Source organism: Beggiatoa leptomitoformis (assembly GCF_001305575.3).
Classification (GTDB): domain Bacteria; phylum Pseudomonadota; class Gammaproteobacteria; order Beggiatoales; family Beggiatoaceae; genus Beggiatoa; species Beggiatoa leptomitoformis.
This window is the reverse complement of sequence record NZ_CP012373.2, coordinates 1,021,684-1,036,671: the sequence shown is the minus strand read 5'-3', so window position 1 is coordinate 1,036,671 and position 14,988 is coordinate 1,021,684. Positions and strand designations below refer to the sequence as shown.

The following is a 14,988-nucleotide window of genomic DNA, read 5'->3' as shown; positions in this document are numbered from 1 at the left end:
GATGCGTCGTATGCCTGTCACAAAAACCTATTCGCTACAACGTTTTTTTTCAAGAATGTTGATAATCTTTGCCATACAAATTTTATTAGTGGGCATTGCTATTTTATTTGTCAGTGTTCATTTTATCCAAAGCGGTATTATTGAAAGACAAAGTTTATTGGTAAATGCGTTAGTTACACAAAGTAATCGCTATTTATCTGAAACTGAAGAAGTTATGCGTAGTTTAGCCTATGAACTGACCGCGTCAACTGTTTCTTATCAAACCCGATTGCTCACCCAAATTCGTACAGCGTACCCGCGATTTGCTAGTTTATACCTGCTTGATGCTAAAGGGTATGTGCAAGTTGAATCGACTGCCTCTAGCATCAGTATGTTAGGCTTAGACTTAATGAATACGGCTTACTATCAACAGGCTAAAACTTCCAATAAAACCTATTTTTCCGACCCTTTTATTTCCTTAGTCAGTGGGCGCACTGCGATTACTATTGCAATTCCCGTCATGCTCCATGACAAATTAAGGGGCATTTTGGTGGGGGAGTTAGATGTCAACTTATTACAAAATACGTTAGAGCAGTTTCAATTGGATAATCAAGTTGTTTCTTTTATTGTCGACCGTCAAGGAACATTACTTGCTCATCCTAATCGTCAATGGGTACAAGAACGGCAAAATTTTGGTGATTGGTTATTGGTTAAGCAAGGACGTGCAGGTGCTTCAGGGTTTCAAGTTTTTAATCAAAATGATACATGGATGATGGGTAGTGTTATGTTGATGGCAAACGGTTGGGTAGTCATTACTACTCAACCGTTGTTATTAGGCGCGCGTCCGTTGATTGTTACGTTGTGTGTTGCCCTGATTATTTTTGTTGTCAATCTTGTTATTTTCTTTTTAATTCAACGTCATCATCGTAGGCAAATTATTGAACCACTTTCTACGCTTGCAGAAAGAGCCAATCTTGTTGCTCAAGGACAGTATCATGAAGCCCTTTCTATGCAACAATTGATTTATGTTCAGGAAGTTGCCAGTTTAAGCGAAAGTTTTCGTTTGATGGTCAACTTTATTAAAGAACGGGATAAAGCACTAGAAAAGCAAATAGTTGTTTTGGAGACTGCAAAAAATGCAGCGGAGGCAGCAACACAGGCGAAAAGCGAATTTTTAGCCAATATGAGCCATGAGTTACGTACACCTTTAAACGCGATTATTGGTTATGCTGAAATTTTACAAATGGATGCAGAAGAAAAGTCGGAGGAAACTTTTGTGGAGTACACGCAAAATATTCTCAGTTCGGGAGAACATTTATTAACAATTATCAATGATGTTTTAGATATATCAAAAATTGAAGCAGGAAAAATGGAGCTACATTTAGACCGTTTTGAGGTGGGTGATATGCTTAATGAAATTCGTACAATGGTTGACCCATTGGTTAAGCATAATAAAAACACTTTAACGGTGAGCTATTTGACCATATTAGGCGAAATGCAGACAGATTTGGTTAAATTACGCCAATGTGTTTTAAATTTATTAAGTAATGCGGCAAAATTTACCCAACAAGGGCAAATCACTTTGGAAGTAAAACGGATTGTTGATCATAATAATGAAAGTTGGATAACGTTTCGGGTAATGGATACGGGTATTGGTATGACCACCGAACAAATTAATAAATTATTTGGTGCTTTTACACAGATGGATAGTTCTAGTACGCGCCGTTATGGCGGAACAGGGTTAGGACTTGCGCTTACTCGGCATTTTGCCCGCTTATTGGGTGGAGATGTCAATGTTATCAGTGAAAAAGGCAAAGGCAGTACGTTTACTTTATTTATCCCTGTAATGTTACCTAAAGTTGAGAATAATATGGATGAAATTGTTAGTATTTAAGCATCTTGTTTGCCTGATTTATCCGCAGTAATTCTAAAAAGGCTATTAGTTCTGTAATTTTTGATTCTGACAGACTTTTTTTACTTTTTTATTAGAATTTGCAGATAATTAACATGAATGGGATGACAAGATGCATAAATGTTGGGGTATGGTAAACAGCAGTAGCAAAAGATTCCCCCTTTATTTAAAGAGGGAAAATAGGTCAATATCATCCATCGTTGATATGTCAAACGCCTAAATGTTAGGCAATTTATCAATCGTCTTATTTAATCATATTTCCTAGAATAACCCCTACTTGTTTAGAAAATGCTTTGTATCTAGTAATATTTCTATGGTGTTGGCATTATCCATCAGTTTCAAAAGAAATAATCATTAAATACAACGTTTTGTCCATCTAGCATATCAATACACCACGGTTGTTGTACAGGGTCACCAAATAGCGTGCTGGGTTTACGGACAACGACTTGCCCTTCTGAGCCTGCTTGGTCACGATACGCATTTAATAATGCGAGGCATTGTTCACGAGTAATGTCTTTATTGTTGACATCAATTTGAACTTTCCAACCTGTCCGATAGTGTTCTGTCGTAATTTTGTGTTTGGGTAGGCTACTGTCTTTAACCGTAGTTACTTTATCACTGGCGGGACGGGGTTCTTTAGGCGGTTCTACAGAACTTGCTGTATCGTTGGAGGCGACTGTTTCTTTAGCGCTATCTGCCGTTATTGCCTGCGTAGGGGTTGGTTCTGTGGTTTTAGTTGATTCGGTGGTTTTCTCTGCATTTACAATGGGGGTTGTCGGTACAACGGGTGTTGCTTTTTCTGTGTTTTCTGTTTTTTCTGTGTTGGCGGTTATTGTTGTTTGTGGTGGTGTTGATTCTGTCGTTTTAGTGGGTTCAGTAGTTTTTTCTGCACTTGCAACAGTGGTTGTCGGTGCAACGGGTGCGGGTGTTGATTCTGTGGTTGGTGGTGTAATTGGTGTTGGTGTTAGTTCTTTATCGACTATTTTAACGGGGCTTGTCTCTAGCGTGCTGGTAACGGGAGTGCTTGTTTCTGTTGTAACAGGGGTTGTGGAAGGCGTGCTTGCAATGGTTGGCAGGGGTTGCGCTGGGGTTACAACATGGGGTTGTACTTCTATGGCTTTTGCAGGCATCGGGGCGGGTAGTGGTGTAATTCGGGTGGGTTGCTGGGGTTTGTGTGTTATGACGGTGGGTGCTGTAGCAACGATAACGGGTGATGGTAACGTGGTTTTTTCGCTATTAGGGCTTGCGGGTTGCATCACAAATGCGGTGTGCGTCATTGCTGCAAAGTCTGCAACAACTTGTGGACAGGAGTATTGATAGCGATTTTCTAGGCTGTTTAAAATGGTTTCGTTTTTAGGTGAGTTGGTGTAGGTTTGTGCAATTTTTTTGCAGCGGGTATCGCGTTCTGTCCAAACCCGTTGTACATACGCATATTTATCGCTGTTGTTCACATTGCGTTCTAAGTAGCGAGTAAGTGCATCAATGTCGTTTTGTCTGAATAGGGCTTGAATCGTTTGTTCTTCTTGCCAGTCAGTGGTTGTGTTGAGGGTGCGTGTATATGTAGATTGTGCAGTAAATCCAGTGCTTGCCATTGCGTAGGCGGGGGATTTGGATGGCACAAGGGCAATCATGGGTTTATCATTTACGGAAGGTAATCCGTCACATCCCGTTAATAATGTTAGAAAAGCCAAGAGGGAAAGGCTGTAATAATTTTTGTTCATGTAAGTTCCCATCGTTTAAATAGATGCTGTTTAACAATGCAGTAACTCTCCCTCTCCTACAGGAAGCCCACTACCACGCGCCATCAGCGATTAATGCAGTTCACTTAACAACTGGTGCATAATTCGTTCTGCTTGTGCCAAATAACTGCCACCAAACAAGTTGAGATGGTTTAAAACGTGATATAGGTTATATAAATTTTTCCGTACCGTATAGCCTTCATCTAATGCCCATGTCGCTTGATACGCATCGTAAAAGCTGGTGTGAAATCCACCAAATAATTCGGTGGTCGCAATGTCGGCTTCTCTATCACCATAGTACATGGCAGGGTCAAAAATAACGGGTTCTCCATGAATATCAATATCATAGTTGCCTGACCATAAATCGCCGTGTAGTAGTGAATTATAGGGTTTATATGTGGTAAAAAATAAGGCTACCTCTGTTAGCAATCGCGCGCCTAATTCTTGTATTTCCCCTATATAGCCATTGTCATGGGCGAGTTGTAATTGATAACCCAGTCGATTTTTGCACCAAAAATCTACCCAATCGTATGCCAATGTATTTGTTTGTGGGGTAGTGCCTATGTAGTTATTGCGATACCAACCAAAAGGAGCGGGCGCGCAAGAAACACGGTGCATAACGGCCAATTGTTGCCCAAATTTGGAGCTGGTTTGTTGTAAATTGTCGCGGCGCAGTGGTAAGTATTCTAAAACGAGATAGGCGTGTTCTGCCGTTTTCCCCCAACAAATGGGAACAGGCACTTTAATGACCGCAGGTTGTCCAAGTTCAGCAAGTCCCATAGCTTCTGCAACAAACATATCAAATTTATCAAAGGTATTTAATTTTACAAAGTAGTTTTGTCCCGCACCTTCAATACGGTAAGCATAATTAATATTGCCTCCTGCAATGGGATAATGCGTTTGTACTTCAAAATATTGTCCTGTGGTATTGCTGATGTGAGTCGAAATTGCTTGCCAATCTATCGTGTTATGTACCATGCAAAAATATTCCTGATAAGTGTGGCGTGAAAAATGAAGGGTTATTTCGAGTGCTATTATTAAACAGTGATAAAGTTGAGAAATTCATTAAACGACGGTTGATACATGTTATCTAAATCTTCTTTAATTTAAGAATGATAGATTATTCTATTTTTTCAAAATAGAACCATATTACTATTATTCAGCACTTTATCTATTTGGGGTTCATTTCTTATAAAATGTCACACTTGTTTTATTTTATAGAAACGATTTAAAACCACATAGAATTTACTGGAAAGGCAAGTAATCACTTATATAGCAGAAATAGTTTTTTAACAAAACTTTAGAATGTGTTTTTGTATTATTCTGAATCCATTCAATAAAAAATTTTCATAATATATTGTTTTAACTATAAAAAATTTATATGAATAATTTATTGTTTTTTATATTTATGTAAATAAAAGAAAGCAGAACAAACTAGTTCAACATGATAAAGAAGTTTAGCCAAACTTGTCGCTATCTCTTAGTTGTAATGATGTTTGTCTTAACATAATAATAGCCATGATAAAAATATGTAACTACCTGCTTTTTTATACTTAAAGTAGGAAAGTTATTTGTGAACAAAATAGGCATAAGAACTATTCAAACTATTTATTATGTTGAGTTTAACGTCTTTTATTCATAAGCCATTTAATATAAGGAGATTTAAACAGTGATGCAAAATATCTTTGATAAGAAGCCGATAGCCTGTCAACGGGAGGGCATCGCACATGTATAACGACCTAATAATGAGGTATATCACATCTTACTTTGTTGTTGTTTTATACCGTTTAAAGTTCGTACTATTATGTATGTTGTCTTTTTCACTCAGTTATACAGTTGTATATGCTGCTGAGAAAGACGACTTGCTTGATGTGCCATTAGAAAGTTTATTGGTAATGCAAGTCTCTGTTGCTTCTAAAACAGAAGAACAATTAGGAGAAGCACCTTCGTCAGTTACTGTTTTTACACGTCAACAACTCTCTCGTATGGGCGTTAAGTCTGTAGAAGCATTATTGAATTTTGTACCCGGATTCACGACCAGCCGCGAAACGGTTTTTGGGCAAGGCTATACGGTTAGTGCGAGAGGTAGCACCACACCACAAGCTTCTTATAACATATTATTTATGCTGGATGGTCAACGCTTAAATGGCGATTTAGGGGGTGGTGCGTTAGATTATAATCATCTCATATCATTATATAATGTCAAACAGGTGGAAATTATTCGCGGACCGGGTTCTGCTCTATATGGCACGGGTGCGTTTTCGGGTGTTGTCAATATCATCACCGAAACGGATGCTAATGAAGTGTTTGTTGGTGCAGGTGATATGGATAGTCGGGAAGCCTATTTTAATGTGTCAAAAAAAGGCAAGGATTGGCATGTTGCCGCTTCAGCGCGTTATTTTGAAGATGCAGGACAAACCTATACCCATTTAATTGACCCATACGTTGCTTCTACACAAGACCCACGTCAAGGCGATGATGGTAATTTATCTATAAATTATAAAGATTTGAAATTTACCTTACAGCATAGTTCACGTGACTTTACTGATTTTTACGTGGCTAGTAGCTTAGGTAATGGCAACAACTCGTTTGAATCTGATAGAAACGCCGCCTTTTTCCGTTATAACCTTGTGGATAATAAAGAATCTAGTTGGTCTTTAGAAGGTGGTTACACAGAAATGGGGCTGACAACCGTCGAAGAAGCGTATTCGCAACGCACAATGGAAGAGTTGTCCAGCACAGTAAATACTACAGGCAAGGCTGCCGTGTTGAAAATAACGGACTCAACAGAACATGCTTGGAATATCGGCATTAATGGGCGACAACAATGGAATAAAGAACATGGCTCTTCTATTGGTATACAGTGGTACAACCCTGTTATTGATGAATATCATCAATTGAGTAACTACAATTTACGAGAATTAAACAATGCATTATTTAGTATGCCCCCTTCAGGGACAGTCACCTATTATGACGGTATAGTGGAAGATGCACTGTATAATAAAGATGATGGACGCGATATTTTGGGTATTTATCTACAACATAAATACCAACCAATAGAAAGTTTAGATATTACTTTAGGCTCTCGTTATGACCGCTATTCTGATTTTGGCAACACCGTTAATCCACGTCTTGCTGTCGTTTATTCCCTTAGTGATACAACAAAATTAAAAGGCATGTATGGTGAAGCTTTTCGCGCTCCCTCAATTAGACAACTATCTACGCCACTATTGGGGAATCGTGATTTAAAACCAGAAAAAATAAAAACGTTAGAATTAGCTTGGTTGCAACAACATAATGGTTTCCAAACGGCACTGACTTATTTTCACAGTCGTTCCCAAGATAAGATAGATACTGTTTTAGTCGCTCCTAATAGTCGTAGATTTATGAATTTAGACGATAAACTAACAACAGATGGTTGGGAATTAGAAGCTTCAACCGATGTTTTTTATGGTATATCCTTGCGAGCAGCTTATTCCTTGCTGAACCACACAGAAGAAAATCCACGTCGTTTTCCGAAACAAACTTTCTCGTTTATTGCCAATTATCATCATGAGGATTGGAACATTAACATCAGTAGTTATTTTAATGATGAGGTTGAGCAGCAAGTGACCAGTGGCGAATTTATCACGTTGGATTCTTATTGGGTAACTGATATGAATGTTCGTTATGAATTTGCAAAAAACATGACGGCAATTGGAAAAGTTGACAATCTATTGGATGAGGAATATTACAGCTCTTCTAAAAATAGTGCGTTTAATGAAGGGCTTATTAATCGCGGACGTAGTTATTCGTTAGGCTTAGAAGTGACTTTTTAGCGTTATTTGAATTTTGAATCAGGATTCGCAAGTGTTTCAAGTGTTAGGGATAAAAACAACTTATTGATAATGCTATCAATCCTGATTCAGTTTATTTTTCTGTACTTGCCAAACTTTTGGTTCTATTTGAAGTAAAAACTATTCTTTTTTGGAATAAAAATTCTTTGCTAGAGTATGTTCCAAGACATAATTAATAGTGGACAAAAAAAATTTCCTGCTTCACTATAAAAACCATTGAGAAACACATTTTAGCCCACAGATAAATACCGATTAGTATCAATACATCTATCGTTTTGAGGAGAGTATTATTATGTCCCCGCAACCCCAGCCTGCTTTTTCAGCGCAACAGATTTCTGCCATTCGTTGGGACAACTTAACCCCTGCTGCCCGTCAGGTGTTACAGGTTACGGCTACAGCTTGGTTTTCCGCAGAAGCGGTTAGCACAACTGGAGACAGTCAAAATAGTGACAGCAGTGGTGCCGTTAGCTGGCAAGCCCAGCTAGTAAAATGTCGTCAATGGCTACGTGCCCATAAGTCGATGTTGCATTACCCTAAATCATTAATTTCCTAATGATTTTAACCTGTGATTCATTGGTTTATCGTGGTTTGTTCAACCTAATAATCAACGCAATCACAGTGTTTCTTGCCTACTCTACCAAATTCGCCAGTAAATCCATTTGATGCTCATGTGTCAATGGCGCAATTAGCAAATCTAAATCCCCTTCTAATACATAATCCAGTTGATACAACGTTAAATTGATTCGATGGTCAGTAATGCGCCCTTGTGGGAAATTGTAAGTACGAATCCGTTCTGAACGGTCGCCACTGCCAACTAAGCTACGCCGTGTAGCCGCTTGCTCTGCATTCTGTTTGTCACGTTCCATTTTTAACAGCCGTGACTGCAACCAAGCCATTGCTTTTGCTCTATTTTTATGTTGTGAGCGTTCTTCTTGACACTCGACAACCATTCCAGTCGGTAAATGGGTGATTCGAATGGCAGAATCGGTTTTATTAACATGTTGCCCCCCTGCCCCTGACGAGCGATAGGTATCAACTTTTAAATCGGCAGGATTGATTTGAAATTCATTAATTTCTGTCACTTCTGGCATTACTGCGACAGTACATGCTGATGTATGAATCCGTCCTTGTGCTTCGGTTTCTGGTACACGTTGCACACGATGTCCACCTGATTCGAACTTTAGTGCGGAATACGCATTTTGCCCCACAATACGCAAAATAACTTCTTTATAACCGCCATGTTCTCCCGCGTTTTCATTGATAATTTCTACCTGCCACCTGCGTTTTTCTGCATAGCGGGTGTACATCCGCGCTAAATCTCCTGCAAAAATCGCCGCTTCATCACCACCTGTGCCTGCACGTACTTCTAAAAAGGTATTGCTGTTGTCATCAGGGTCTTTTGGCAACAACAAAATTTGTAAGGATTCGTTGAGCTGTTCTTGTTCTGCATCAGCTTGTTTAAGCTCGTCTTCCGCTAAGTCTTTCATCTCAGGGTCTTTGAGCATTTCTTTAGCGGCTTCTATATTAGCTAATACTTTCTTGTATTGTTGAAAACAAGCAACAACAGGTTGAATATCAGAAAATTCTTTGGATAAATCACGGAAGCGGTTTTGATCAGAAATCGTATCAGAATCTGAAAGGAGCGCGTTTAGCTCATCTAAACGGTCTGATAAGTTTTCAAGTTTGTGTTGAATCGAAGGTTTCATTATGGCTCTATTAAGGCGGTTTCTGCACAGAAAATGTGTAGTTTAGGATTTTTTAGGGGCGAACAGCAAACGCTTTCATACAAGTCGTGTTAGGCAGTTATCGCCCATAAATATCTTCAAAACGGACAATATCATCTTCTCCTAAATAAGCACCCGATTGAATTTCAACAATTTCTAAGGGAATTTTCCCTGTGTTTTCTAGACGATGTTTTACACCCAAAGGAATATAGGTAGATTGATTTTCCGTGAGTAAAAAAGTTTCCTCACCACAGGTAACTTTTGCTGTGCCTTTGACCACAATCCAGTGTTCTGAACGATGATGGTGCATTTGTAGTGATAAACTTGAACCGGGTTTCACCATGATGCGTTTTACTTGAAAGCGGCTTTCTACATCGATATTCTCATAAGTTCCCCAAGGACGATGTACTTTACGATGTAAATCTGCTTCTTGACGCGCGCTCGCTTTTAAATGAGTGACGATTTTTTTCACATCTTGCACATGGTCTTTGTGTGCAACCAGTACAGCATCGGCTGTTTCAATTACAATGTGATTATCTAAACCAATTGCAGCAAGTAGGCGATGTTCTGCACGTAAGTAGCTATTTTGTACATTTTCAGCAATGACATCGCCTAAAAGAACATTTCCTTGTGCATCGTGTGAACTGACAGCCCATAAAGCTGACCACGCACCTACATCACTCCAACCTGCATCAAGCGGTAAGATTGCGGCAGATTCTGTGTGTTCCATCACCGCATAATCAATAGAATCACTCGGGCATTCACGAAAATATTCTGCATCTAAGCGCAGAAAATCTTTATCTTGCACAGCGTGGGTGAGTGCTTGTTGGCAGGCGGTGAAAATCGCGGGGGCGAATTTTTCTAATTCTTCTAAATAACGCTTTGCTTTAAATAGGAACATGCCACTATTCCAGTAATATTCCCCCGAGGCAACATAATCTTGTGCTATTGCCAAATTAGGTTTTTCAACAAATTTTTCTACAGTAAAACCTGCGGTTTGTGCAATTTGTTGCGCGGCTTTGATATAGCCATAACCTGTTTCAGGGCAATCAGGCACAATGCCAAAAGTTACTAAATAATTTGCTTCTGCTAAGGGAATCGCTTGTTTTAACGTCTCGCAAAAACGTTCAGTTGCATTGATTAAATGGTCGGCGGGTAAAACTAATAACAAAGCATCTGGATATTGTTGAATCGCTTGTAGTGCAGCAACTGCAACAGCGGGCGCGGTATTGCGTCCTATGGGTTCTAATAAAATATTATTGGCACATATTTCTATGGTGCGTAATTGTTCTGCGACTAAAAAACGGTGGCTTTCGTTGCATACCATTAGGGGGTGTAGTGGTTCTACTAATCCTTGTAACCGTAAAATAGTGTTTTGTAATAATGTTTTATCACCAACAAGGGCAAGCAGTTGTTTTGGGTAATGTTCGCGTGACAGCGGCCATAAACGGCTTCCAACACCACCTGAAAGAATAACGGGAATTAACATTGTTTGTTATCACCTTAATGTCATTATGTTCATGCTAAGCTAGCATTATAACGGGCTATATGTAGATTCGAAAATTTGAAAAGATAGACTATATTCATTTTTGGGTTATAAATTGAATTTATTTAATCCAGTAGCTTTTGTTAATCCTTTATGCTTTCACTATTGAAATTTTTTTATGGTGTTTATAATCGTTAATTTTCCTTACGTACACAAACAGTTTAATTTTTGCAATAAGGTAAAAATAATATATATCACGATATTGTCATATTCTCATTTAGCTTATGCGATATAATCCGCTTGTGCATTACAATTTGTTATAAGTTATAAAAAAGATGAGGAGGAGAAGTGTGTTCAGCAACCAATATGCGTCCTTTACAAATTGACGCAACTTATCTGGAGCGAATGGTCATCACGGAGAAAACCCGTTTTGTGGTCATTGATACAGAAACAACGGGGTTGTTGCCGTATTCAGGCGATGAAGTCGTGTCTATTAGTCTTATTGAAATGCGGGGTTTAGAATTTACGGGACGTGAGTATAAAACCTTAGTCAATCCCGGTCGTATGATTCCTATTATGTCCACCGCATTGCACCGAATTACGAATGAAGATGTTGCAAATAGCCCCTATCTTGATGATATTATGGATGATATTATTGAGTTCATTGGTGATGCCATTATAGTCGGACATCATGTTAATTTTGATTTATGCTTTTTAAATAAAGCGTTGCAAAAAAAACTGGTTTGGCAATTGCCCAATTTATGGATTGATACAATGTTGCTCTATGTTGCCTATAGCGGACATTTAGGACATTACAGTCTTGATGAGGTTGCAAAGTCGTTCCAGATTAAAAATCCCGCTCGCCACACGGCATGGGGTGACGCATTTGTAACAGGACAAATTTTCCAATGTATCACCAAACAATTACTGTCAAATACGAGTCTTGCATCAGAATTAATTGATTTACAATATAAAGTAATGACGAGTTTTTGGAAAGTATAAGATTTATGTGATTATTGGTAAGATAACGAAGACCTATCCTATTTAACAAAGTAGGATAGGTTTTTATTTATGTATTCTATGATGTTATCTCCCGCATTAACTAAAGTAATTCCTTTCCTATCGCTGTATTCCCCTAAACGCAGAATAAATTTTTTGCACGCCTTTTGCTCAGAGACGGATTAAACGCTTAAGTATCATCCTCTATCAAATGATAAAAACAATATAGACACGTAAGTCTTGTGTTTACCGTCAGTCGTTTGATAATTCATTTTTATCAGATTGTTAGTGCGTTTTACTCTATGGTGACTTATTATTTAGGAATGAGCCTTCATGGTAAAATGATCTGTGTTGTTATAAGGACGCATACAATTCATTAGTAATAAAAATAAATTAGGATACATAGAGAGCCCTTTGAATCAAAAAAACGGATGGCATTTTCAAATGGGAATAATCAAAACAAGTAAAAATCCTAACTTAGACCGTCTTTAAATCTATAAGTAATGAGTACTGCACAATAAAAACTTTACTATCAATAATACATAAATATTCACTTAACCTACAGATATAAGGAATAAGAAAATGGAAAGAGAAGAAGCCATGAGCTTAATGATTAAGCTCCTGAAATTAATGTTAAAAGAAGATGGTTCTGACTTATTTATTACAGCGGGTTTTCCACCTGCCATGAAAGTCAAGGGCAAAATGACCCCGATGATGAAACAACCGTTATCTGCGGCAGATTCTCGCGCACTAACTTTGTGCATCATGAATGATAAACAATTGAAAGAATTTGAATCAACGAAAGAATGTAATTTTGCTATTGCCCCCCCCGGACTTACCCGTTTTCGTTGCAATGCTTTTATTCAGCAGGGATATAGTGGTTTGATTATGCGGGTTATTCCTGTTGAAATTCCAAACTTTGATAAGCTGGGTCTGCCTCAAGTTTTAAAAGAAGTAATTATGGCAAAAAACGGCTTAATCATTATGGTTGGCGGGACAGGTTCTGGTAAATCCACAACGATGGCGGCGATGGTTGACCATCGCAATGCGAATACTTATGGACATATCATTACGATTGAAGACCCGATTGAATTTGTTCATCCACATAAAAATTGCGTCATCATGCAACGGGAAGTTGGTGTAGATACCTTTAGTTGGGAAGCCGCTTTGCATAATACCTTACGGCAAGCACCTGATGTGATTCTCTTAGGAGAAATTCGGGATGCGGAAATTATGAACTTTGGGCTGGAATTCGCACAAACAGGGCATTTAGCAATGGCAACCCTGCACGCAAATAATTCTAACCAAGCAATTGACCGTGTATTAGGTTTTTTCCCTGTAGAAAAACAGAAAAAATTGATGCAAGATATTTCACTGAATTTACGGGCAATTATTTCACAACGTTTGATTCGAACCATTAGCGGTGGACGGGCGGCAGCCATTGAAATTATGTTAAATACGCCGTTAATTCAGGAATTAATCGCGACGGGTAAAGTATCAGAAATGAAGCCCATTATGTCAAAATCGCGCGAATTGGGAATGCAAACCTTTGACCAAGCCTTATTTGATTTACATGAAGCGGACAAAATTACGTTAGAAGAAGCATTGCGTAACGCGGATTCTGCTAATGAGTTACGCTTGAAAATCAAGTTAGAAGGAAAAAATGCGAAGGGTGTGGATGCGTTAGCTGCTTCTGGTGGATTATCTATTAAGGAAGTCGAAGAAAAATAAATTTGCCGTTTACATTATTCCCAACTTGTTTTGTGGTGACCCTTTATGGATTTAGTGCCTTATTTCAAACTGCTCACAGAAAAAAATGGTTCAGAGTTGGTACTCATTGCAGGCTCCGTGGTCAAGATGAAAATTGATGGGGAAGAAAAACCCGTTGGTAAATCTCCACTAACGCCAGAAATGACGAAGGCCGCCGCCTTTAATATTCTCAGTGAAGCACAAAAAAAACAGCTTTCCCAAGCAAAAGAAATAGAATTTGAATACAAATCACCCAATACGGATAGTCAATATCAGGTGATGATAACGCTTAATGCAAAAGGCGTGGGATTGGTATTACGTCCCCTGAAAAAATCGGGGTCAAAAACACCTGAGGCAACAAAAGCACCGCCTGCCACGAATAGTAAAACACCAACGTTTTCTTTTGCCCATGATGAAGGTATTCGTGTATTGGGCGGGATTCCGACTAAAGGGCGATTGGATATTCTGCCGTACTTGGATGTATTGGTAAAACAGGATGGTTCGGACTTTTTCTTAACAACTAATTCACCACCTTGTTTTAAGAAATACGGCAAAATAGTGCCTATGGATGAGTATATGTTGACCCCAGAACTCACCAAATCCGCTGTTTATGGCATCATGACGGATGAACAAATAGAAGAGTTTGAAAAAACTAAAGATTTAGACTTTGCCATTGCATTGCCTGACGACAGCGCACGGTTTCGTGCTAATGCGTTTTATCAACGCCGCACGATTGGCTTAGTCATGCGCTTAATTCCGTCAAAAATCCCAACCATTGCTGACCTTAACTTACCTGAAATTTTGCAAGAATTAATCATGCAAAAACGTGGCTTGCTTATTATGGTTGGGGGAACAGGTTCAGGAAAATCCACCTCGTTAGCAGCGATGATTAATTATCGCAATCAAAATAATGCAGGACATATTTTAACCATTGAAGACCCTGTTGAATTTTCTCATCCGAATATTCTTTCGTTGGTCAACCAGCGTGAAGTGGGGACGGATACAGTTTCTTATGCACGTGCTTTAAAAGCCTCATTGCGTGAAGCCCCTGATGTTATTCTGGTTGGTGAAATTCGTGATAGGGAAACTATGGAAGCTGGACTAGAACTAGCCAATACAGGGCATTTATGTCTGGCAACGATGCACTCGAATAATGCCAACCAAGCCTTAGACCGTGTGGTGAATATGTTTCCACATGAAATGCATAATCAATTATTTATGGATTTATCATTGAATTTACGTGGGGTTGTTTCCCAACGTCTAATTCCTGATGTACGCGGTAAACGGGCGGCAGCTATCGAGGTGTTAATCAATACCCCCCACATTGCTAGCCTGATTTTAAAAGGGCAACTAAATGAGGTAAAAGATGCGATGCTAGGAAGTGGTGTAAAAGGAATGAAAGCCTTTGATGACGCGCTTTATGATTTGTACAAAGACGGCCGAATTAGCCTTGAAGAAGCCTTGAAAAATGCGGATTCACGAAATAATTTGGAAGCACGGATTAATTTTGGATAAGAATTAATTGGTACTCGAGGCGCATTGTTTATGCGCCTTATCGCCCATG

Annotated in this window: 10 protein-coding genes; 6 read left to right on the top strand and 4 right to left on the bottom strand. The window is 38.9% G+C overall.

All coding sequences use genetic code 11. From position 1 onward, the window contains the following. Positions 1-10: 10 nt before the first annotated feature. Positions 11-1,873, top strand: coding sequence for a sensor histidine kinase (locus AL038_RS04330; RefSeq protein ID WP_062149533.1), 1,863 nt, complete (start codon positions 11-13; stop codon positions 1,871-1,873). A 356-nt stretch (positions 1,874-2,229) separates the two neighbouring features. On the opposite strand, the gene AL038_RS04325 is transcribed toward AL038_RS04330, so the two are convergent. Beyond that, complete coding sequence (locus tag AL038_RS04325) at positions 2,230-3,612, bottom strand: hypothetical protein (RefSeq protein ID WP_062149530.1); 1,383 nt, start codon at positions 3,610-3,612, stop codon at positions 2,230-2,232. 90 nt (positions 3,613-3,702) lie between these two features. Next, complete coding sequence (locus AL038_RS04320) at positions 3,703-4,608, bottom strand: fructosamine kinase family protein (protein WP_062149528.1); 906 nt, start codon at positions 4,606-4,608, stop codon at positions 3,703-3,705. 767 nt (positions 4,609-5,375) lie between these two features. Here AL038_RS04320 and AL038_RS04315 point away from each other — a divergent pair. Together AL038_RS04315 and AL038_RS04310 are read left to right on the top strand one after the other, a co-directional pair. Then, complete coding sequence (locus tag AL038_RS04315; protein WP_161575426.1) at positions 5,376-7,448, top strand: TonB-dependent receptor plug domain-containing protein; 2,073 nt, start codon at positions 5,376-5,378, stop codon at positions 7,446-7,448. Between the two features lie 310 nt (positions 7,449-7,758). Beyond that, positions 7,759-8,019, top strand: a complete 261-nt coding sequence (locus AL038_RS04310; protein ID WP_062149524.1) for a hypothetical protein — start codon at positions 7,759-7,761, stop codon at positions 8,017-8,019. Positions 8,020-8,095: 76 nt separating this feature from the next. Here AL038_RS04310 and prfA read toward each other — a convergent pair whose 3' ends face one another. Continuing rightward, complete coding sequence (gene prfA, locus AL038_RS04305; RefSeq protein ID WP_062149522.1) at positions 8,096-9,172, bottom strand: peptide chain release factor 1; 1,077 nt, start codon at positions 9,170-9,172, stop codon at positions 8,096-8,098. Positions 9,173-9,269: 97 nt separating this feature from the next. Further along, on the bottom strand, positions 9,270-10,679 hold the full coding sequence (locus AL038_RS04300; RefSeq protein ID WP_062149521.1) for a mannose-1-phosphate guanylyltransferase/mannose-6-phosphate isomerase: 1,410 nt from the start codon (positions 10,677-10,679) through the stop codon (positions 9,270-9,272). 345 nt (positions 10,680-11,024) lie between these two features. On the opposite strand from AL038_RS04300, the gene AL038_RS04295 reads away from it, so the two are divergent. The 3 genes from AL038_RS04295 (at position 11,025) to AL038_RS04285 (ending at position 14,939) form a co-directional block, all read left to right on the top strand. Continuing rightward, positions 11,025-11,678, top strand: coding sequence for a 3'-5' exonuclease (locus tag AL038_RS04295; RefSeq protein ID WP_145917052.1), 654 nt, complete (start codon positions 11,025-11,027; stop codon positions 11,676-11,678). Positions 11,679-12,257: 579 nt separating this feature from the next. Further along, positions 12,258-13,406 carry a PilT/PilU family type 4a pilus ATPase gene (locus AL038_RS04290; protein ID WP_062149516.1) on the top strand — a complete coding sequence of 383 codons (1,149 nt, stop codon included), beginning with the start codon at positions 12,258-12,260 and terminating at the stop codon, positions 13,404-13,406. Between the two features lie 45 nt (positions 13,407-13,451). Further along, positions 13,452-14,939: a PilT/PilU family type 4a pilus ATPase gene (locus AL038_RS04285; RefSeq protein ID WP_083991424.1), complete on the top strand. Its 1,488-nt coding sequence runs from the start codon at positions 13,452-13,454 to the stop codon at positions 14,937-14,939. Positions 14,940-14,988 lie beyond the last annotated feature (49 nt).

What these genes read in the sequence shown, in the direction of transcription:
- AL038_RS04330 (WP_062149533.1), top strand. Translation starts at nt 11, where the DNA reads ATGCCTGTCACAAAAACCTATTCGCTACAACGTTTTTTTTCAAGAATG.
- AL038_RS04325 (WP_062149530.1), bottom strand. Translation starts at nt 3,612, where the DNA reads ATGAACAAAAATTATTACAGCCTTTCCCTCTTGGCTTTTCTAACATTA.
- AL038_RS04320 (WP_062149528.1), bottom strand. Translation starts at nt 4,608, where the DNA reads ATGGTACATAACACGATAGATTGGCAAGCAATTTCGACTCACATCAGC.
- AL038_RS04315 (WP_161575426.1), top strand. Translation starts at nt 5,376, where the DNA reads ATGAGGTATATCACATCTTACTTTGTTGTTGTTTTATACCGTTTAAAG.
- AL038_RS04310 (WP_062149524.1), top strand. Translation starts at nt 7,759, where the DNA reads ATGTCCCCGCAACCCCAGCCTGCTTTTTCAGCGCAACAGATTTCTGCC.
- prfA (WP_062149522.1), bottom strand. Translation starts at nt 9,172, where the DNA reads ATGAAACCTTCGATTCAACACAAACTTGAAAACTTATCAGACCGTTTA.
- AL038_RS04300 (WP_062149521.1), bottom strand. Translation starts at nt 10,679, where the DNA reads ATGTTAATTCCCGTTATTCTTTCAGGTGGTGTTGGAAGCCGTTTATGG.
- AL038_RS04290 (WP_062149516.1), top strand. Translation starts at nt 12,258, where the DNA reads ATGGAAAGAGAAGAAGCCATGAGCTTAATGATTAAGCTCCTGAAATTA.
- AL038_RS04285 (WP_083991424.1), top strand. Translation starts at nt 13,452, where the DNA reads ATGGATTTAGTGCCTTATTTCAAACTGCTCACAGAAAAAAATGGTTCA.